Here is an 18,686-nt window from a genome sequence, read left to right on the forward strand (position 1 = left end):
CATTCCCGAAGCCGTGCACCGGCACCCCCTGGTTCCTGCCGCCCGCCGCCGGTCAACCCTCCCAGCCTAGGGGCGTGCTGCCCGGCCTTGCCGCGGGAAAGGCGCAGGATTTAAGCAAGAAAGGCGGCCGCGCCGGATGCATGCCGCTCCGGGGCCGAAGAGGGCCGGCGGCCACATCGATTGCTCCGTAGATGCCGTTATGAGAGGTCAAAAGGGCATTTACGGAGCAATCGATGAGGCTTTACTCCTTGCCGAGTCCTGCGGCGGAGGTCTTTCCGTTCGAGACGCTGTTGAGGGCGCGCAGGTCGAAGATGCCGTTGATGTCGGCCTGCTTGGTGGTGCCCGCGGTGACGCCGTCAGCGAGGAGCTTCTGGTAGGTTCCAGCCAGCGGGTCGACGGTGAAGACGATGTTCTTCAGGGAGCGGTCGATGACATCCGCCTTCAGTTCGGCGCCGGCTGCTTCCTTGAGGGCTGCATTGATGACGGTGGCCTTGTCGCCGGCTGGAGCGCTGTTTAGCCATTCGACCGACTTCGCGTGGCCCTTCAGGAGTGCCTTGACGGTGTCCGGGTGGTCTGCCGCGAACTTCTGGTTCACGATCAGGATGGTGGTGGGGAACTCGCCCGGCTTGCCGGACAGCGAACCGTCCCAAAGGTCCTTTTCATCCACCAGCACCTTCGCGCCGGCATTCAGCACCAGGCGTGACGCCCACGGCTCAGGCAACCACGCGCCGTCGAGCTTTCCGTCCTGGAACAGCTTGAGGGTCTGGGCATTCTCCGTGGGGTTGATGGCCACGTCACCACTGCCGTCCACGCTGGTCTTGTACCCGTGGGCGGAGAGCCAGGCGCGCAAGGCCACGTCCTGGGTGCCGCCCAGCTGCGGGGAGGCGAGCGTCCTGCCCCTGAGGTCGGCGGCGGAGGTGATTTCCGGCTTGACCACCAGCTGCGCCCCGCCTGCTGCGGCGCCGGCGATGATGTTGATTGACTGGCCCTGGCTCTTCACGAAGGAGTTGATGGCCGGGTTCGGCCCGATGTAGGTGGCGTCGATGGCCCCTGCGTTCAGGGCTTCGATTGCCGCGGGGCCGGCGTTGAACACCTGGGTGCTGAGCTTGGTGCTGCCGAGTTCGTCCTGGATGAAGCCTTTGCTGACGCCCACGAGGGCCGGGGCATGCGTGACGTTTCCAAAGTAGCCGAGCTTCAGTTCGGCCGCGGGGTTGCCTGACGGGGCAGCCTCCTGCGAGGCTGCCGGTGTCCCGCTGTTCACGGCGGACGCGACGGCGGCGCCCCCACCGATGAGGGCCAGGACGGCTGCGGCGATTCCGATCTTCAGGCCAACCGGGCGTGTGGGCTTGGCTGGCTGCCCGGCGACGATGCGGGTGGAGCCGTGCTGGTCTTCCGGACTCTTGTCCTGCTGGTTTGCCATGGGGAAATCCTTTGCTGGGGCGGATGCTGAGACGAGGTTACGGAGCGCCCGGCGGCCCCACAATCAATCCCGTAGCGGGCGTTCACGCGGCGACGCGAACGCTCAACGCGGCGTAGTGCGGCGTCAAAAATCGTCGTGCGGGGACTCTGTTCGGAGGTCCGGCGGAGGGGGCTGTTCGCACCCGGGACGCAACGGCGGCCTTGAATGCCCATCAGCAGGTGCGGGCCGTGATTCGCGTGCTGCATTGGTGGGTACGTGCACGGCATGGGGATTTTGTAAAACTAATCAAGGAGACTCTCATGTTGCTTTGGATTGCCATCATCATCGCCGTTCTCTGGCTTCTCGGATTGCTCGCGAACATTGGCGGCGGCCTGATCCACATCCTGTTGGTTGTCGCAGTGGTGGTCCTGATCTTCCACTTCGTCCGTGGCAGGTCCCGCGTCTAGCAACCCCGCGTCCCCGCCGCCGGCCCAGCGTCCGGCGGCGGGAACCGGCGGCCCAGGCCGCCTTGAACCGTCACGCCGCCGTGAACCCCTCAGGGCGGCGAGACCCCTCACGCCGCCTTGACCAAAGGAAGCTCGTCCCAGTGCGTTGTATAGCGGGGCGAGCGCATGTCCCGTTTCATGGTCCAGTCCAGCCCGGACTTGATGCCCGCGTGCCCCAGCCCGATGGTGCCCCGCCCGAAGCGGCGGCTCACATCCTCAAGCAGCGGCCCGATGCCGCGTTCCTCATGCCGGTTCTCGAAAGGCTCCAGGGGCGGCTGGTTTCCCGTGGGCCGCAGGTCGGTGAGCATCAGGCCCGCCTTGGCGTATTTGAGTCCGTCCCGGATGCTGGGCAGCAGCGCGTGCGCCGCCCTGGTGAGCAGCAGCGGATCCGCCGTAGGCATTGGCAGCGGGACGCATACCGATGGGTACGCCTGTTCGTGGTCCCGGAAGGGGGACGTGGCAGCAAACGCCGTCAGGACCTTTGCCTGCAGCCCGTGATTTGAGAGCCTGGCGCTCGCCTGCTGCCCGTAGATGCTGAGCACCTCCCGAAGTCCGGCGGCGGTGGTCACAGGGGTGGCGAAAGAGCGGGAAAAGATCAGCTGGTCGCGGCCGATGCGCTCTTCTTCCATGGGAATGCAGGGGGTGCCCCGCAGTTCCAGGACCGTGCGCATCAGCACCACCGAGAACTTATCCCTGATCATTACCGGATCCGCCCTGACAAGGTCCTGGACAGTGAAGATTCCCAGCACATTGAGCCGCTTTGTCAGCCGTCCGGCAATGCCCCAGATCTCATCGACAGGCAGCCGGGCCATCAAACCCTCCCGCACGTCAGCCGGAACGGACTCCCACAGGCAGACTCCGCCAAAGGCGGGATTGTTCTTGGCCCATTTATTGCAGAGTTTTGCCAGGGTTTTGGTGGGGGCGATGCCAACGCACACGGGAACCCCCACATGCCGCCGGACTGCCTCTTTCATCCTCCGGCCAAGGGCCAGCAGCTCATCCGGGGCGCCCTTGACGCCCAGAAAGGCCTCGTCGATGCTGTAGACCTCCAGCCAGGCGGAGTACCTGCCCAGCAGTTCCATCACGCGGGAACTGATGTCGCCGTACAGCTCATAGTTGCTGGATTTTGCCACCAGGCCCCACTCCTTGGCCCGGGGTGCGAGTTTGAACCACGGTTCGCCGGTGGCGATGCCCAGTGCCTTCGCCTCCGGGGAGCGGGTCACGGCGCAGCCGTCATTGTTGGACAGCACCACCAGGGGGCGCCCTTCCAGGGAGGGGTCGAAGGCGCGCTCGGCGGAGGCGTAGAAGCAGTTGACGTCCACGTGCGCGATCTGCGGCATCTGCCGCATGTGGACTGGTTTAGCCATGCTGTTCCCCAGGGACGGGCAGCTCAGACATGGTGCAGGCACCTGGTAGCGACGCCCCAGATGGTCAGCTCGGAAAGTGCCGGCACGTGGATGTCCGGGTATTTGCGGTTCTCCGCCTGCAGCACCACGCCAGTGCGGGTGATGCGCAGGCGCTTGACCGTCAGTTCGCCGTCCAGGACGGCGATCACCACGGACCCGTCCCTGGGCTCAAGGGCACGGTTGACAATCAGTTCGTCCCCGTCGCTGATGCCGGCACCCTCCATGGAATCCCCCGTCACCCGGACCACGAAGGTGCTGGTGATGTCCTTGATCAGGTGCGCGTTCAGGTCGATCCGGCCGTCGAAGTAGTCCTGTGCCGGGGATGGAAAGCCCGCCGCCACCGCCACCGGCGAAATCAGCACCGAGAACAACGAGGCGCCCGCGTCTATCACGCGGGGACCGACAATAACGCCCACAACACACCTTTATTCGAAAATATGTTCGATAGTTTCAGTGTAGACCCGAGGGCTGACAACGGGCACTCTCTGACGCCGGATAAGTTGCAGGGCCGGGGACTAGACTCGGGTCAAAGCGAGCTCTGGGGGAAGCGATGCGGATGCGTTTAGCAAGATGTTGGTTCGTTGCAGGTGTGCTGGCCGTTCCGCTGGCCGGATGTGAGTACGCCGGTCCAGCGGACACCGTAACCAAATCCCATGCCCAGCCCGGCAGCGGGCAAAAGCCATCCTTCGAGGAAAACGCCGGGCAGGTGGCACGCCTGCTCCAGGCGTCTGCGGATGAACCCGGCTTGCCGACCGACGAGGAACCGTCAGGGGAACTTTCGATTGTTCTCGCTCCCGGTGACTACGTGGTCAAGGGCGCATGTGCGGGCGTTCATGGCGTTAAGGTGTCCATTGTTCAAGGCGAAAAACCGCCGCTGACAGTTCCCTACACGTGCGACTCCGTCCTGGAGCGGTTCATCCGGCACACGGGCGGCCCGATCACCGTCAGCGCCGTTGCGCCCGTCGATAAGCCCGCCGCCGCCGGTGTGCTGCTCCAGCCGAACACTGATCCGCGCGCTTCGGAGTTGGAGGACTTGTCGTAGTGGGCAGCCCAACAGCTGCAACCCTGGCTGCCGGGTGAGTTGGGCGGATACGCAGGCTCAAGTTCCGCCATTGGCCAGGGAATATCGGCCGATCCGGGCAGCTACGAAGTGCGGTTCCTCTGTGAAGGAGCGCCTGAGGCTGAGTTTTCAGTGTCCAGCCCGGCGGGGGCAGAAGTTTTGGCTCCGGCGAGCGTCCCTTGCAACGGCGACGTCTTTAGGGCCCCGGTGGAGTTGCGGACCAAGGGGGCAGACTTCACCATGGCCCCAAGTAACGGGGTCAAGAGCCGCTATGCCTTCCGGCTCGTCCCGGCACCGTAGATAGCCCAACTCGAGGGAGCTGGACGGGATGCCGCCGAGCTTACGCACGGCTCCTGTCCGTGGAATCGGCGCACGGGAGCCAACCGCCCACGTAGACTTGCAGGATGCGGTTGGTAGCAAGCGATATTGACGGAACGATCCTCGGACACGACGGAAAAATCAGTGACCGCACCATCCGTGCCTTCCACGCCTGCCGGGATGCCGGCGTCGAACTGGTGTTTGTGACCGGCCGCCCGCCCCGCTGGCTGCACCCGCTGGAGGAACAGCTGGGCCACACCGGCCGCGTGATCTGCTCCAATGGTGCCGTGGTCTGGGACCTCGAGGCGGACCGCCTGGTCTCCGCCCGCACGCTGGCCATCGAGACCGTCCTGGAAGCCCGGCGCATCATCAAAACTCTCCGCCCGGCTGCGCTGTTCGCCGCGGAAACGCTTACCGGATTCCACCTGGAACCCGGCTTCATCGAAAACGAGTCCAGCGAACTGCTCGCCGAATTCACCCCGGCGCCGCTGAAGCAAACCCTCACGGACGATGACTCCGTGGTCAAGTTCCTCGCCATTGTCCGCGACGGCACCCCGGACGACTTCCTCGCCGAGGTGGGGCCCGCCGTCGAACACCTGGCCGCCACCACCCACTCCTCCCCGGGCGTTGCCATGCTGGAACTGTCGCTTCCCGGCGTGAACAAGGCCGTCACGCTTGCTGAATACGCAGGCGCGCTGGGCATCGACGCCGCAGACGTAGTGGCCTTCGGTGACATGCCCAACGACATCGAGATGCTCCGTTGGGCCGGTCAAGGGTACGCGATGGCCAGCGGTCATCCGGAAGCCATCCGCGCGGCCGGGCAGCAAGCGCCGCATTTTGACGACGACGGCGTGGCCCAGGTTTTGGAGGCCCGGCTCGCTGCCTTGGGCGTCCAGTTTTCCTGACGCCCGGGCCACCCCGGACCCGGCACCCCCATTTTCACAGCTTGCGCTCACCTGGCGTTTACCTTCCCTCCGTAGCGTGAAGCGTGGAGGGCAGGCGCCCTCCCGCCGGCTCGAAGGGGGCAACCATGGCACGAAACGTCAGGCAGCACGCGGCCGATGCGCCGCAGCGCAAAGCAACGCCCGCTCCGCACTGGAAGCAGCTGCGCCAGGGTGACCGGGTCCGGGTCCTGTTCGCGCCCGGTTTCGAGGCGGGCGGCGTGGTGGACACGGTCACGGCGGACCACACCGCGGTGTGGGTCCACCTGGACGCCGGCCGCGGGCGGACCCTGCTGCACTGCGGCGACGGCGTGGACATCCTCCCCTGCGGAGAGACCGCCTGCCTGGACTGACGGCGGTTCCGGGCGCGGGTGGGGCGGTAGGCTCGCAGTGTGATCCTGCCTTTCTTTGAGCACCCTGACGACGCCGGGCGGCAGCTTCCCATCGCCATGGCGCACCGCGGATTCTCGGCTGAGGGCCTGGAAAACTCCATGGCCGCGTTCCGCGCCGGCGTCGACCTCGGCTTCCGCTACCTCGAAACGGATGTGCACACCACGGCGGACGGCGTGCTGCTGCTCTTCCACGACGAAACGCTGGACCGGGTCACCGACGGCAGGGGCCGGGTGGCGGAACTTCCGGCCGCGGACGTGGCCAAGGCGCGGATCAACGGCCGCGAGCCCATCCCCACGTTCGACGAACTGGTCACCCAGCTTCCCGAAGCGCGGCTGAATCTCGACATAAAGGACTGGGGTTCGGTCCGCAGCACCGCTGCCGCGATCGAGCGGCACCAGGTGCACCACCGCGTCCTGGTGACCAGCTTTTCGGACCGCCGGCGGCGCGCGGTGCTGAAACTGCTCAGCCGGCCTGTGGCTTCGTCCGCCGGAGTGGCTTCGAACGCCCTCTTCACCTTGTTGGGGCCTGCGCTTCCACGCCCGGTGTTCCGGTGGCTCATGCGCCGGGTGCTCCGGGACGTGCATGCGCTGCAAGTGCCCGTCCGCTATGGGCGGGTGCCTGTAGTCACCGCCGGCTTCATCCGGCGGGCACATGACCTGGACCTGGTGGTACATGTGTGGACCATCAACGATGCCGGCGAGATGCACCAACTCCTCCAGCTGGGGGTGGACGGCATCGTCACGGACCGGGCGGACCTGCTCCGCGACGTGCTGCGCGTCCGCGGCCAGTGGCCGGAGAGGCCCGGGCAAGCCAACCGGACGCCCGGCCCGGCCTGCTAGCCCCGGTCTGTTCCCGGCTGCCTAGCCCCGGTCTGTTTCGGTGGGCGCCGTGGCGTCCCCGGCCAGGCCGGCGTCGTCCGCTGTGCCGTTCTGTTCCCGGTCTCCGGGCGCTCTGCCGTTGTGCACCTTGTCGCCGTCGGCGTCCCCGCCCAGCGGGCTGTTGGAGACCGGGGCCGGGGCAGCCCCGGTCTTGAGGCCGGGCGCCTTCTGCTTCTCCGCCTCCATCGCGTTTGAGCCTTCGCTCAGGGACGAGTGGACCTCCACGTCGTCGTTGGGATCTGCCGGGTCCGGCACGTCCGTTTTCTCCGTTGGCTTGGATGTCCCGGCCAGGTCCTCCATGGCGTTTTCTGCTGCCTTGCCAATGCTGTCGCCGATACCCACTGACTGCTCCTTCCGGCGTTGCGTCCCGGCCGCCCCAGCGGCGTACCGGCCCTACTCCTCCAGAATTATCAGCATGCTTACAATTAGTCCAGTGCTGGGGAACCGAACCGCAGCCGGAGAGGAAGGAAAGGCAATGAGCACTTACCATCCGGAAAATGACCCCGCGAACCCCGACCGCCCGGGCAAGGAAGAGGTGGGCGCCGCCCAGCCCCATCCGGCGGAGCAGCGCAGCCGGGAGTCGGCCGGGTCGCCGAACCCGGATCCGCTGGAAGGCAACGTCACCGGCCTGGAACCGGGCGGGGGAGTCCCGCCGGGAGCGACGCCGCCCGCGGAGGACCAGATGAGCAGGGACCAGGGTCACTCCGAATAGGGCCTGGACGTGCAGCGGGGCGGCGCGCATGCTGCCCGCCGCCCCGCTGCCTGCGTCAGGTCCTCAGGAAGACTCTGTTCCCCGGGCAGTGGCGCGGAGTTCCCCCGGGCCGGCCAGGTGGCGTTCCAGGCCGTCCATATCGAGGCGCGTGTTCCAGCTGGCCCAGTCCTTGGGCCGCACCGACGGCCGCCCCAGCAGGTAGCCTTGGCCGTCGCTGATGCCCAGTTCGGTGAGGACCTTGAGCTCTCCCACAGTTTCGATGCCCTCGGCCACCAGGGTGATGCCGATTTGGTCGGTGAAGTCCACCAGGCACGCAGCCAGCGCACGCTGGAGGCCGTCCTTGTCGACGTCGCCGATCACGTTGCGGCCCACCTTGAGGAAGTCGGGCCGCAGGTGGATCATGCGGCTCAGCGCGCCGGCGCCGGTGTGGGTGTCGTCGACGGCGATGCGCAGGCCCTTTTCCCGCAGCGGATTGATCGAGGAAAGGAACTGCAGGTATTCCTCTTCGGGAATGTCCTGGGTCAATTCGAGCACCACCCGGTGGGTGGGCAATTCAATGTGGTCGAAGAGCTCCGGCAGCCGCGGGTCCAGGCAGGACGTGGGGGAAATGTTGAGGGAAACGTAAAGGTCTTCGGGCAGGTCCTTCGCGGCTGCTGCCGCCGAACCCAGAGCGGAAAACTCGAGGTTGGCGCCCAGGCCCACCGCGGCGGCCTCCGCAAACCACAGCTCCGCGGCCGCGCCGTCGTCGCTGACGAACCGGGAGAGCGCTTCGGCGCCCACCACGGTTCTTCCTTCCAGTCCGTAGATGGGCTGGAATGCGGTCATCAGCATTTGGTTCTCAAGCAGGGTGCTGATCCGTGAAGCGCTGCGGATGGCATCCAACTGCTCCGCAAACTGCGGCGGAAGCGCGGGCGGCGTGAGCCGCATGTCCCTGGCGGCTTCCAGTGTCTCCGTCACGTTGGCGTCGCTGCGCCGGGTCTCGAGGAGATACTCCAGCAGGGCCCGTTCCGGCACGCCTGGATTCTCATCGAGGCTGTTGCTCAGCCGCTGCCGGACGGCGGTTCCCGCAGGATCCGTATCCGCCAGCACGGCGGCGATAATTCCCCATGCCTGTACCCGAACCGACATTAGCAACGCCCCCAGTTGACGAAGTAATGACCCGATGGCCCCATAATGTTCAAATTTCCAAACGCCTTATAAAAGAACGGTGCTGCCAACCTGATTTCCGAGGCGGCGAAAAACCAGACACCGCACGCTGATCGTATAACGGCGGCCACGAAAGTGCAGTAGTTTTTGCGTTACTGGTTAGCGCTTTCCTGCTGGTCAGCCAGCAGTTCCGGAATCTGGTCCGGGGAATGGGTAGCTGAAGTAGTAGCCCTGGGCGCTGCGGCAACCCAGGCCGCGGAGGATTTCTGCCTGTTCCGCCGTTTCGACGCCCTCCCACACCGCTTCCAGCCCGCATGCCCGCACCAGTTGCAGGACTGCCGCCACCAGCGCGGGCTGGCTGGGATCGCTCTCCAGCCCGGTGATCAGTGACCGGTCCACCTTGACCCGGTCCACCGGCAGCCGGCGGAGGTAGCTGATGGACGAGTAGCCGGTGCCGAAGTCATCGATCTCGATGCCCACACCCAGGCCGCGGAGCCCGCCCAGCGAGTACCGGTCCAGCTCGTTGCCTTTGACGATTGCCACTTCCGTCAACTCCAGGACAACCTGTTCAGGCCTGACGCCGGTCTCCTGCAGGGTGTTGCGCACGTCCTCGATGAACTGCAGGCTCTGCAGGTCTGTGGCGGAGATGTTGATGCGCACGGAGAACCTGCTGTCCACCAGGGCGGCATCAATCCAGGCCCGCAGCTGCTTCACCGCGGTCCTGAGGACCCAGAGTCCAAGTTCGGAGATCAGGCCCGCCTCTTCGGCAAGGGGAATGAACTCGTCAGGCATGATGAATCCGCGGGTCGGGTGGTTCCACCGGACCAGTGCCTCCACGCCTTCGATCCGCCCCGTTCCAAGTTCCACCACCGGCTGGTAGTACAGCGTCAGCGCATCACCCTTGATGGCGGCCCGCAGGTCATCCACCAGCTGGCTGCGGAGCCGGCGCACCAGCAGCAGAGCGGGCTCGAACCGGTGCAGCTTGTTCTGCCCCTCGGCCTTGGAGGCATACATGGCGACGTCGGCCTCCATCAGCATGTCCTCAGGGCTCTGGCCCGCGCTGCCCACGCTGAGTCCGATGCTGGCACCACAGCGCACGCTGCGGCCGGGAAGTTCAATGGGTTCGTTGAGGGAGGCCAGGATGCGGTGTGCCACGATCGCCGCCTGGTCCGCCGATGCGGAGGGCATGACGATGGCGAATTCATCCCCGCCCAGGCGGGCTACGACGTCGGAGGCGCGCACCGCGGTACGGAGCCTTTCACCCACGGTCACCAGGACCTGGTCCCCGGCCGTGTGCCCCAGGCTGTCGTTGATGGATTTGAATGCGTCAAGGTCCATCAACAGGATGGCCGGCCCCTCTTCGGACCCCCCGCCGTCCGCCGCGGCACGGGCCTCCAGTGCGGCGCGAAGGGCTTCGAGCAGCGCCGACCGGTTGGCCAGCCCGGTCAGCGGGTCCTGCATGGCCATCTTCTGCATCTCAAGGTGGGCCTCGTGAAGGAGCTGGGTCCGGACCTGCACCCGCTGCTCGAGTTCCTCGTAGATGACCTGCAGGTCTTCGGCCAGCAGATTGGTGCCCATGATGATCGCATCGAGCTCGTCCCGGGCCGGTGAGACTTCTATCCGGGAGGTGAGGTCGCCGGAGGCAAGCCGGACAATGCCTTCCAGGAGCTGGGAGAGCCGGGGATCGTCGTTGGCAAACATGGCCAGTCCTCCTTCGGCGCCTAGTTGGCCTGGACGCGGTCAGTGCCGAGGGGAAGGCTGACGGTGACGGTGGTCCCGGTGCCCAGGGTGGAAGCGACATCGATCCGGCCGCCGTGGCGGTCCACAATGTCCTTGGAGATGGCAAGGCCCAGCCCTGTGCCCGGGATGGCGCCGTTCATCGCGTTCGAGGCCCGGTAGAACCTGGTGAACACATGGTTGATTTCGTCGTCCGAGATGCCGATGCCGGTATCGGCGATGCGCACGGTGGCCCACTTGGACCCGTCCGCCGCGGCGTGGGATTCGCTGCCCACCTCGATCCGGCCGCCGCTGGGGGTGAACTTGATGGCGTTGGACACGAGGTTGGTGAAGACCTGCTGCAGCTGCACCTCATCGGCCAGGATCTCCGGATCCTCCGGAACCGGGTCCACATCGATGGTGACGTTCTGCAGGGTGGCCAGCGGGCGCAGCGCCGCGGCAACCAAATCCAGGGTGCGTCCCAGGCGCACCGGTGCGAGCTGCATGTCCGCGTTGTCCAGCCCGCCCCGGGAGACGCTGAGCATGTCCTCGATGAGGGTCCGGAGCCGTTCGGTGTTGCGGACCACGATGTCCAGCATCTGGTGGACCTCCTTGGACACCGGGTGCTCGGTGCTCTCCTGGATCATGTCCAGGTACGCCATGATCGAGGTCAGCGGCGTGCGAAGCTCGTGGTTCACCGTGGCCAGGAAGTCCGTCTTTGCCTTGTCGAGTTCGCGCAGCTGCTTGACCACCTGCTGCTGGCTGCTGATCAGGTGGCTCTGGATGAGTCCGTAGGCCGCGTTGCCGGCCACGTGCTGGATCAGGCCCAGTTCGGCGCTGGACCACGTCCGTGGCCGGTCCATCATGGCGATCCAGATGATGCCCAGGGAGGAGTTGCCTTCGCCGATGGGCACCGCCAGCGTGGAAGCCGCCCCCGCCACGGCCCTGGCCGGCTTTTCGTCGGCCCTGGGCTCGGTTTCATTTCCGTCCGACGAGAGCGTCTCTGTCCCGGCCCAAAGCGCATCGGCCGTGGCGCGGGCCTCGTCCTCGCCGGGAAGGGCGTCCTTGGGCAGTTCCGCCAGCCCCTGCCGGTGCCAGGTCGCCATGATCACCGGGACGCGGTGGTCCTCGAAGGTGGCCAGCACCACGTGGTCGGCCTTGAAGGTCCGGCCGAAACCGGAGACCACGTGGTTGGCGATCTCCTGGGGATCGTTGGTGGCGCGTACCGCGGCTGAGACCTCGCGCAGCTGCTCACGGAGTCCCTCGGCCTCCTGCCGGGCGGCGCGGCGCCGGGACACCTGCTCGATGAGGACGGATGCGCGGTGGACCAGTTCTTTGGGCTCCGGCGGCTTGGTGATGCAGTCGTGGACGCCGGCGGGGTTGGCCGCGGCCACCTCCTGCGGATTGTCCAGGTCCACCATCACCAGGACGGGGGCCGCGGACTGGGCAGGGGACAGAAGCGCGTCGGCGACGACGATGGAAGGCTGGCCTGCGTTCAGCAACGCGGCGAGGCTGGCGGCGTCCGCCGCTTCCCGGACGCCGTACCCCGCGTCCCGCAGTGCCTGGGCGTTACGGGCCAGCCGGCCGGCGTCGGGATCAGCGACGACGGCGGTGCGGGTCAGGCGCACGCCACTCGGCACAGCCGTCACAGTGTTCCCTTCCTCCCAGTTGAGTACATTCTAGGGGGACGGCGGCCACAGGGGTCCAGAGCGCCCGCGCCCACCCCTTATTCGCGCCCCGTGGGCAGGGCACGCCGTAATGTGGCCGAAGCTGCGCCGGTTGGCAGGGACGGAACATATATTTGAGCCGTGTCCTCCCCAACGAAGTCGCCGCGGTCCGTCCTGCAGAAGTACCTGATGATTCCCAAGCTCGTCAGGTTGTCGCGGGGCGCGCCGAAAGACCGGCACCAGGCGTGGGACACCTACTGGGCACGAATCACGGCCACGGGCCCCGGCGGGGAGGTCCTGTGGGATTCGGGCAGCGACCATGAGTTCCTGGGCTACAAGGACAGCCTCCTGCGCTACCTGGACCCCGCGCTTCCCGTGGTGGATACCGGGTGCGGCCATGGCAGTTTCACCCGGGCGCTCGCAGGCGTCTTCCCCCGGGTGGTTGGCGTTGATGTCTCGCCGCACGCCGTTGACCGGGCCCGGGCGGAGTCCGCGGGAAGCGGCAACACGACCTTTGAAGCGCGGGACATGACGGCGGAGGGTGCCGGAGCGGCCCTGGCCGGGTCCCTCAACGCAGGCAAGGACGGGGCCAACGTCTTCATCCGCGGCGTCCTGCACGTCCTTGCCCCGGCGCACCAGATGGCGCTGGTCGAAAACCTCCGGCTCCTGGCCGGGCGCCGCGGCACCGTCTTCATGGCGGAAACCAACTTCCAGGGCAACCCGGTGGAGTATGTGTCCCACCTCGGCGCAACCACGCGGGGCATTCCGGCGCCGTTGGAACTGGCCATCCGCGGGCTCCCCATGCCGGGGCACTTCGGGCCCGAAGAGCGCGAACGGACGTTCCCGGCGTCGGCCTGGGAACTCCTTGAAGATGGCCATACGGCCATCGAAACCAACCCGGTGACCGGCGTGCCCGGCCAGGACCGGGTGCCCGGGTATTACGCAATCGTCCGCCCACGCCGGTAGGCCCCAGGGCAGGGCATTCAACCCTCCCCGCAGACTTGTCCGGATTCCCGCAGCCAGTCCGCAGGCCGCCGTCCTTCCCCTTGACACCGGCCGGATCCAGAGGCTCCATGGTAAGTAGACTTACTAGTTAGCCCCGAGGTGAAAGGAAGGCCACGCCAGCCGGGGGGGACGGTTCTGCACCTTCGATTCCCGGACACACTGAATTTCATCCACCAGCAACCGCGCAGCGACGGCATCCGTCGAATTTCTTCCGGTTGGAAAACCCCAGCCGGGAAGACGCCCAAGCCGCACCCGCGCCCCAGCGCCGTCGGGTTCCGGATTACCCTCCGGTACCCCGCACCGGCCGCCGGCGCAAGACCTACAGGAACCACCATGAGCAACCTCATTCCGTCCGGCGACCTCCGCCGGATGCTGCTGCCCCCCACCTACGGGCGGCACGTCACGTCAGCCACCGAATTCACCATTCTGTCCGTGGAGGTATGGGCCTCCGGGTTGGTGGTAAACATCCACCTTCCCTCCGATGACGCCCCCGAGCCCCGGCTCTTGCTCCAGGACCACTTCGGGACCGAATACACACTGCAGGAATCCGCCACCGTCGGGGCCCGCAACCTGCAGGTCTTCACCCCGTCCGTGCCGCCGGGCACCAGGAGCCTGACCATCAGATCGGCTGACGACGCCGGCAACAGGCCCGTGGTGACCTTCGCCGTGCCCCTCATGGCCGTGCCCGAAAGCCGGCCAAACCTGGAGGCGGCAGGCCGCGGGGCCTCCGCCGCCGCTATTGACGAGTCCTACGAGTCCGACCTCCGCCGCCCTGCCTGACCTACAGAAAGGCCCGCCATGCCCGATACCAGCAACTTCACGCCCACTGCCGCCATCGTCACCGCCTCCGACTCGGGAATCGGCAAGGCCACGGCTGTTGCGCTGGCCCGCGCCGGGATGGACGTGGGCGTCACCTGGCATTCGGACAAGGCGGGTGCGGAGGGGACGGCCGAAGAGATCCGCAGCCTGGGGCGCAAGGCTGTGGTCCGGCAGCTTGACACCACAGAACTCCGGGCTGCTGCGGGCGTGATCGACGACCTCGCCGGGGAACTGGGCGGCCTGCACGTCTTCGTCAACAACGCGGGGACGGGGGCCAACACCAAGTTCCTCGATATGGGCATCGACGACTGGATGAAGATCCTCGACACGAACCTCAACGGCGCATTCGTCTGCCTGCAGGCCGCGGCGCGGCGCATGGTCAAGGCAGGCAAGGGCGGCCGGCTGGTGGCGGTGTCCAGCGTGCATGAGTTCCAGCCGCGCGTGGGTTCATCCGCCTACGATGCCTCCAAGCACGGCCTGGGCGGCCTCATGAAAACGCTCGCCCTGGAGCTGGGCCAGTACGGCATCACGGCCAACACGGTGGCCCCCGGCGAGATCGCCACGCCCATGACGGGGCAGGAGGACCAGGATCCGACGACGACGGCACGGCCCGGGGTGCCGCTCGGACGGCCTGGCCACGCGCGGGAGATCGCTGACGTCATCGCCTTCCTTGCCTCGCCGGCGTCCAGCTACGTGACGGGTGCGGCCTGGGTGGTGGACGGCGGCATGCTCCAGATGGGCCCGCAGGCCGGCTCGCACCTCACCGGCAATGAGTGGCGTGAGGGCTAGGCCGTTCCGTCCGGTTGAGGAGTCACTCAGTCCGCATCGCGGATCTGGCAAGCGCTTTCCAATGCAGTGCTGGCATGATGGAGCGCATGCGCATTCTTATCGCTCCGGACAAGTTCAAGGGGTCCCTGACGGCAGCTGAAGCCGCCGCCTCCATCGCCGAAGGGGCACTCCGGGTCTACCCGGACGCCGTCGCCACCCAGTTTCCCATCGCCGACGGCGGCGAGGGCACCCTGGAAGCGGCCGTGGCGGCAGGATATGAGGAGCGGTTGAACGCCGTCGTGGGGCCCATCCTCGCCCCGCTTGGCGCCGCCTGGGCCATCCACAAGGCAGGCGACGGCAAGGTCACGGCGGTGATCGAAACCGCCCAGGCGTCCGGCCTGGCGGACATGGAACCAACCCCGGCCAACGCCTTGCGCGCCCACAGCTATGGGTGCGGCCAGCTCATCGCCGCAGCCCTCGACGCCGGCGCCACCGAGATCGTCCTGGGCCTGGGCGGGTCCGCCATGACGGACGGCGGCAGCGGCGCACTACGCGCCCTCGGACTGAAACCCCTGGACTCAGCAGGAAACGTTGTGCCCCTGGGCGGAGGTTCGCTGGCCGACGTCACAACGCTGGACACGAGCGGGCTGGACCCGAGGCTCTCCGCCACCACATTCCGCATCGCCGTCGACGTCCGCAACCCGCTGTACGGGACGTCCGGCGCCGCCCACGTCTTCGCCCCGCAGAAAGGCGCGGACCAGGACGCAGCGGAAATGCTCGACGCCGGGCTCCGCAACTGGGCGTCGGTGCTGCGGGAAGCAACGGGCCGGGACGTGAACGTCCCCGGCGCCGGCGCCGCCGGTGGCTTCCCGGCGTCGTTCCTTGCGTTCACCAACGCCACGCTGGAAGGCGGCTTTGCACTGGTGGCGGGGCTGACCGGCCTGGCCGCCCAGCTGGACCAGGCTGACCTGGTGATCACCGGTGAGGGATCCATGGACTCCCAGTCGCTCACCGGCAAGGCGCCGATCGCGCTCGCGAACGCGGCCCGGGACCGCGGCATACCCGTCATTGTGGTGGCCGGCAGGATCCTGGTGACCTTCGAGGACCTCGCCGGACACGGCGTGGTGGCCGCGGCCCAGCTGCTGGATGTGGCGTCGAGCCCGGAAGATGCCGTGGCAAACGCCGGAAAGTACCTGGCCTGGGCAACGAGCCAGGTACTCGAAGGCGCCTAGCCCACGATGGTGGTGTTGCGGCGCCGCCGGAACACCAGGATGGCAATCACCACCAGGGCAGCCACGCCGGCGATCACCCACGGGGCGTAGTTCAGTCGCGTGGACTCATTTTGTGCGGACTCGCCGGTGCCGGGGTTGGCCGGACCGGTGGACGCGGTATCCCCGGGGGAAGGCGTGGGAGACGTGGCTGCCGGCCATGCCGCACCGGCCGATCCCGGGGCCACCTGGCCTGCCTGTACTGTGCCTGCCGCAGCGGTTGCTGCCCCGGCGGAAAGCGCCGGGGCTGCGAGGAGCAGCAGGGCCAGCAGGGTGGTAGGCACGAACGTTCGCATACAGTCTCTCCTCATGGATGGGCTGGTTGGGCCGTTAGGCGCCGGTTTCGTAGTGGGGTTCGGCAACAGGCTTCGATTCCGGGGATCCCTTCTCCCGCAGGTACACCGACGCTCCCACCAGGACGCCGACGGCCAGGAACTCGCTTTGCCAGTTCTGGAAGGACTCGAACCAGAAACGGCTGGTGCCCAGGTACTGCAGGAACGTGATGGCGGGCTGGCCGTGGCTTTGCTGGTCCTGGTTGTACTCGTCCACCCCGCCGGCGGCGTGGAGGAGGAACGAGGCAAGGAACAGCACGAAAAACAGGATCGACAAGGAGTGCTCGTACACCTTCAGTGCCACGCCGCCGCGCCGGATCGGCCACGGGGTGGCGCTGCTGATACGCGCTTCCCGGGGGTCTTGGTCCTGAGGGGCCTTCCTGCCCATCGGCTTGGACTCGGATGAGCCCTTCTGGAACAGGAACACCGTGAGGACCACGTACATGGCCATCTGCAGGAACTCCGATTCCCAGTTCTCGAACGTGGCCTCAACGAACGCGCCGGTTCCCAGGAACTGAAGTACGGACACCGCCGGCTCGCCGTGGGCCTGCTGGTCTTCGCTGTACGACGCTGCACCCGAGAGGACCATTCCCACGAAGAACGCCAGGAACAGGCCCAGGTTGGCTACCAGCAGCCCGTGCTCTTTGGCCCACTTACGCATCCTTACTCCTTATCCTCGGCCGGGAGGATCCTCCCGGTGGCCCGTTTGTTCAGGCGAAGCGGAACGAACACCAGCATCACCACCATGACGCCCAGCAGCGCGCCGCGCCATGACCCCGGCGGACCGGTAGCTGCAACATCGAAGACCAGGGCGGCTGTTCCCGCACTCAACAGGGCGATGCCGCCAAGGGCGATCTTGGTGATGGTGTCCGCGCTGGACACCAGCATTTCCTTCAACCGTTTCCGGAAAAGCCGCCGGTGCACGCTGACCGGTAGGAGGATGAAGGCGGTGGTCAGGGCGGCAATCACCACATTGGTGAGGTAGAGGCCAACCTCCCAGTCGTCCAGCTTTTCAAAGCGCTGCTGGAACGGCAGGGTCAGCAGGAAGCCGGCCAGGATCTGCACCCCGGTCTGGAGCACCCGCAACTCCTGCAGGAGTTCGGCCCAGTTGCGGTCCAGCTGCTCCTCGCGGGTCTCGTTCCGGCCCGTGCGGCCCGTGTAGTCCTCAACTTCGGACATCGGCGCTCCTTCCTCTCCGGCGGCGGTCCAAGTCTTCTTTCTACTCCTCCCGTACCCAGAAACAAGGCTGGCCGTTGCGCTTACTACAACATTTGATAAGTTTACTGATTATTACCCGCGGTGGTGGACTTGGTCCCCTGCCCGGGATAGCTTCAAAGGGCCGGAGCACGGCGGAGCCCTTCTATATCGACACAGGTCAACCGATACCAGGCAGGCGGACTATGAGCGACACGGACAAGCAGACAGACCAGCCGCAGGATCCGCGCGGCGGCTACCACTCGGGCCCCTTTCCCGAGCAGGAACAAAAGCAGCCCGGGCTCACAGCACCCATGAACCCCAAGCCGGACCACGGGGAGCTCAGCTACGAAGGACACGGCAAGCTCGAAGGCAAGGCCGCCCTCATCACCGGCGGGGACTCCGGCATTGGAAAGGCTGCTGCCATCGCGTTCGCCCGGGAAGGGGCCGACGTCGCCATCTCCTATCTGCCGGAGGAGGAAGACGATGCGCAGGATACTGCGGAGTGGATCCGCAAAACCGGGCGCCGGGTCCTCCTTCTTCCGGGTGACGGACGTGAAGAGGAGTTCAGCACCCGGATCGTGGAGGAAGCCGTTTCCGAATTCGGACGGCTCGACGTCCTGGTGCTGAACGCGGCCTACCAGAAGAACCGGGAGAGCTTGGAGACACTTCCCACCGAAGAGTTCGACAGGGTCTTCCGCACCAACCTTTATTCACTGCTGTGGTCGGCGCGGGCAGCCGTGCCGCACTTGAAGGCCGGGGCCTCGATCATCACCACGGCCTCCATCCAGGCCTTCAACCCTTCGCCGGAGCTCATCGACTACGCCATGACCAAAGCAGCGCAGGTGGCCTTCACCAAGGCCTTGGCCCAGGAGCTCGGCCCGAAGGGGATCCGCGTCAACGCGGTGGCCCCCGGCCCCATCTGGACACCCTTGATTCCCGCCACCGAGTGGCCGGACAAGCTCCCTTCCTTCGGCCAGGACACGCCGCTGGAGCGCGCTGGCCAACCCGCCGAGCTCGCCGCAGCCTACGTACTTCTTGCATCCGAGGACGGCTCCTACATCTCCGGCGCAGTCCTGCCCGTCACCGGCGGCAAGGGGCTCTAGGCAGGACCGCGCCCCAGGCAGTACCGGGTTCCATCGCCCGGGCAGTATCAAC

The 18,686-nt window shown here is 66.7% G+C and carries 21 protein-coding genes; 11 read left to right on the forward strand and 10 right to left on the reverse strand.

What is annotated here, in order from left to right; genetic code table 11:
* Positions 1 to 241: 241 nt before the first annotated feature.
* Positions 242 to 1,420, reverse strand: a complete 1,179-nt coding sequence (locus NMQ03_RS00880) for an ABC transporter substrate-binding protein (protein WP_255173982.1) — start codon at positions 1,418 to 1,420, stop codon at positions 242 to 244.
* A 299-nt stretch (positions 1,421 to 1,719) separates the two neighbouring features.
* Between NMQ03_RS00880 and NMQ03_RS00885 the strand changes: the two genes are divergently transcribed.
* Positions 1,720 to 1,866 carry a lmo0937 family membrane protein gene (locus NMQ03_RS00885; RefSeq protein WP_159634671.1) on the forward strand — a complete coding sequence of 49 codons (147 nt, stop codon included), beginning with the start codon at positions 1,720 to 1,722 and terminating at the stop codon, positions 1,864 to 1,866.
* A gap of 107 nt (positions 1,867 to 1,973) precedes the next feature.
* Here NMQ03_RS00885 and NMQ03_RS00890 read toward each other — a convergent pair whose 3' ends face one another.
* Both NMQ03_RS00890 and NMQ03_RS00895 read right to left on the reverse strand, forming a co-directional pair.
* Positions 1,974 to 3,272 (reverse strand): Y-family DNA polymerase, encoded by a 1,299-nt coding sequence (locus NMQ03_RS00890; protein ID WP_255173983.1) that lies wholly within the window; start codon positions 3,270 to 3,272, stop codon positions 1,974 to 1,976.
* Positions 3,273 to 3,295: 23 nt separating this feature from the next.
* The gene (locus NMQ03_RS00895; RefSeq protein ID WP_255173984.1) at positions 3,296 to 3,727 is read right to left on the reverse strand and encodes a LexA family transcriptional regulator; all 432 of its coding nucleotides are present in this window, start codon (positions 3,725 to 3,727) and stop codon (positions 3,296 to 3,298) included.
* A gap of 173 nt (positions 3,728 to 3,900) precedes the next feature.
* Between NMQ03_RS00895 and NMQ03_RS00900 the strand changes: the two genes are divergently transcribed.
* The 4 genes from NMQ03_RS00900 to NMQ03_RS00915 all read left to right on the forward strand — a co-directional run bounded on the left by NMQ03_RS00900 (position 3,901) and on the right by NMQ03_RS00915 (position 6,862).
* On the forward strand, positions 3,901 to 4,353 hold the full coding sequence (locus tag NMQ03_RS00900; protein ID WP_255173985.1) for a hypothetical protein: 453 nt from the start codon (positions 3,901 to 3,903) through the stop codon (positions 4,351 to 4,353).
* 422 nt (positions 4,354 to 4,775) lie between these two features.
* Entirely contained in the window at positions 4,776 to 5,594 is an 819-nt protein-coding gene (locus tag NMQ03_RS00905; RefSeq protein WP_255173986.1) for an HAD family hydrolase, read from the forward strand.
* Positions 5,595 to 5,719: 125 nt separating this feature from the next.
* Entirely contained in the window at positions 5,720 to 5,983 is a 264-nt protein-coding gene (locus NMQ03_RS00910; RefSeq protein ID WP_159634626.1) for a hypothetical protein, read from the forward strand.
* Between the two features lie 96 nt (positions 5,984 to 6,079).
* Entirely contained in the window at positions 6,080 to 6,862 is a 783-nt protein-coding gene (locus NMQ03_RS00915) for a glycerophosphodiester phosphodiesterase (RefSeq protein ID WP_255175705.1), read from the forward strand.
* Between the two features lie 21 nt (positions 6,863 to 6,883).
* On the opposite strand, the gene NMQ03_RS00920 is transcribed toward NMQ03_RS00915, so the two are convergent.
* A complete protein-coding gene (locus NMQ03_RS00920; protein ID WP_255173987.1) occupies positions 6,884 to 7,243 on the reverse strand; it encodes a hypothetical protein in 360 nt (119 codons plus the stop codon).
* Between the two features lie 133 nt (positions 7,244 to 7,376).
* On the opposite strand from NMQ03_RS00920, the gene NMQ03_RS00925 reads away from it, so the two are divergent.
* Complete coding sequence (locus tag NMQ03_RS00925) at positions 7,377 to 7,613, forward strand: DUF6480 family protein (protein WP_255173988.1); 237 nt, start codon at positions 7,377 to 7,379, stop codon at positions 7,611 to 7,613.
* A gap of 63 nt (positions 7,614 to 7,676) precedes the next feature.
* On the opposite strand, the gene NMQ03_RS00930 is transcribed toward NMQ03_RS00925, so the two are convergent.
* From NMQ03_RS00930 to NMQ03_RS00940, 3 genes are all read right to left on the reverse strand, one after another.
* On the reverse strand, positions 7,677 to 8,741 hold the full coding sequence (locus NMQ03_RS00930) for an EAL domain-containing protein (RefSeq protein ID WP_255173989.1): 1,065 nt from the start codon (positions 8,739 to 8,741) through the stop codon (positions 7,677 to 7,679).
* 195 nt (positions 8,742 to 8,936) lie between these two features.
* A complete protein-coding gene (locus NMQ03_RS00935) occupies positions 8,937 to 10,460 on the reverse strand; it encodes a bifunctional diguanylate cyclase/phosphodiesterase (RefSeq protein ID WP_255173990.1) in 1,524 nt (507 codons plus the stop codon).
* A 20-nt stretch (positions 10,461 to 10,480) separates the two neighbouring features.
* Positions 10,481 to 12,124, reverse strand: a complete 1,644-nt coding sequence (locus NMQ03_RS00940; RefSeq protein ID WP_255173991.1) for an ATP-binding protein — start codon at positions 12,122 to 12,124, stop codon at positions 10,481 to 10,483.
* 207 nt (positions 12,125 to 12,331) lie between these two features.
* On the opposite strand from NMQ03_RS00940, the gene NMQ03_RS00945 reads away from it, so the two are divergent.
* From NMQ03_RS00945 to NMQ03_RS00960, 4 genes are all read left to right on the forward strand, one after another.
* Positions 12,332 to 13,108, forward strand: coding sequence for a class I SAM-dependent methyltransferase (locus NMQ03_RS00945; protein ID WP_255175706.1), 777 nt, complete (start codon positions 12,332 to 12,334; stop codon positions 13,106 to 13,108).
* Between the two features lie 372 nt (positions 13,109 to 13,480).
* Positions 13,481 to 13,927 carry a hypothetical protein gene (locus tag NMQ03_RS00950; protein ID WP_255173992.1) on the forward strand — a complete coding sequence of 149 codons (447 nt, stop codon included), beginning with the start codon at positions 13,481 to 13,483 and terminating at the stop codon, positions 13,925 to 13,927.
* An 18-nt stretch (positions 13,928 to 13,945) separates the two neighbouring features.
* Positions 13,946 to 14,755: an SDR family oxidoreductase gene (locus tag NMQ03_RS00955; RefSeq protein ID WP_255173993.1), complete on the forward strand. Its 810-nt coding sequence runs from the start codon at positions 13,946 to 13,948 to the stop codon at positions 14,753 to 14,755.
* Positions 14,756 to 14,841: 86 nt separating this feature from the next.
* On the forward strand, positions 14,842 to 15,966 hold the full coding sequence (locus NMQ03_RS00960; protein WP_255173994.1) for a glycerate kinase: 1,125 nt from the start codon (positions 14,842 to 14,844) through the stop codon (positions 15,964 to 15,966).
* On the opposite strand, the gene NMQ03_RS00965 is transcribed toward NMQ03_RS00960, so the two are convergent.
* From NMQ03_RS00965 to NMQ03_RS00975, 3 genes are read right to left on the reverse strand one after another with little or no spacing between them, the layout of a single operon-like run.
* Positions 15,963 to 16,298: a LuxR family transcriptional regulator gene (locus NMQ03_RS00965; protein WP_255173995.1), complete on the reverse strand. Its 336-nt coding sequence runs from the start codon at positions 16,296 to 16,298 to the stop codon at positions 15,963 to 15,965. The genes NMQ03_RS00960 and NMQ03_RS00965 overlap by 4 nt on opposite strands.
* A gap of 34 nt (positions 16,299 to 16,332) precedes the next feature.
* A complete protein-coding gene (locus NMQ03_RS00970; protein ID WP_255173996.1) occupies positions 16,333 to 16,995 on the reverse strand; it encodes a DUF6766 family protein in 663 nt (220 codons plus the stop codon).
* Positions 16,996 to 16,997: 2 nt separating this feature from the next.
* Positions 16,998 to 17,513 carry a DUF6328 family protein gene (locus NMQ03_RS00975; RefSeq protein ID WP_255173997.1) on the reverse strand — a complete coding sequence of 172 codons (516 nt, stop codon included), beginning with the start codon at positions 17,511 to 17,513 and terminating at the stop codon, positions 16,998 to 17,000.
* 221 nt (positions 17,514 to 17,734) lie between these two features.
* Here NMQ03_RS00975 and NMQ03_RS00980 point away from each other — a divergent pair, with 221 nt between their 5' ends.
* Complete coding sequence (locus tag NMQ03_RS00980) at positions 17,735 to 18,634, forward strand: SDR family oxidoreductase (protein ID WP_255173998.1); 900 nt, start codon at positions 17,735 to 17,737, stop codon at positions 18,632 to 18,634.
* The last annotated feature ends 52 nt before the right edge of the window (positions 18,635 to 18,686 follow it).

It is taken from the genome of Arthrobacter sp. DNA4, from assembly GCF_024362385.1.
Taxonomy (GTDB): domain Bacteria; phylum Actinomycetota; class Actinomycetes; order Actinomycetales; family Micrococcaceae; genus Arthrobacter.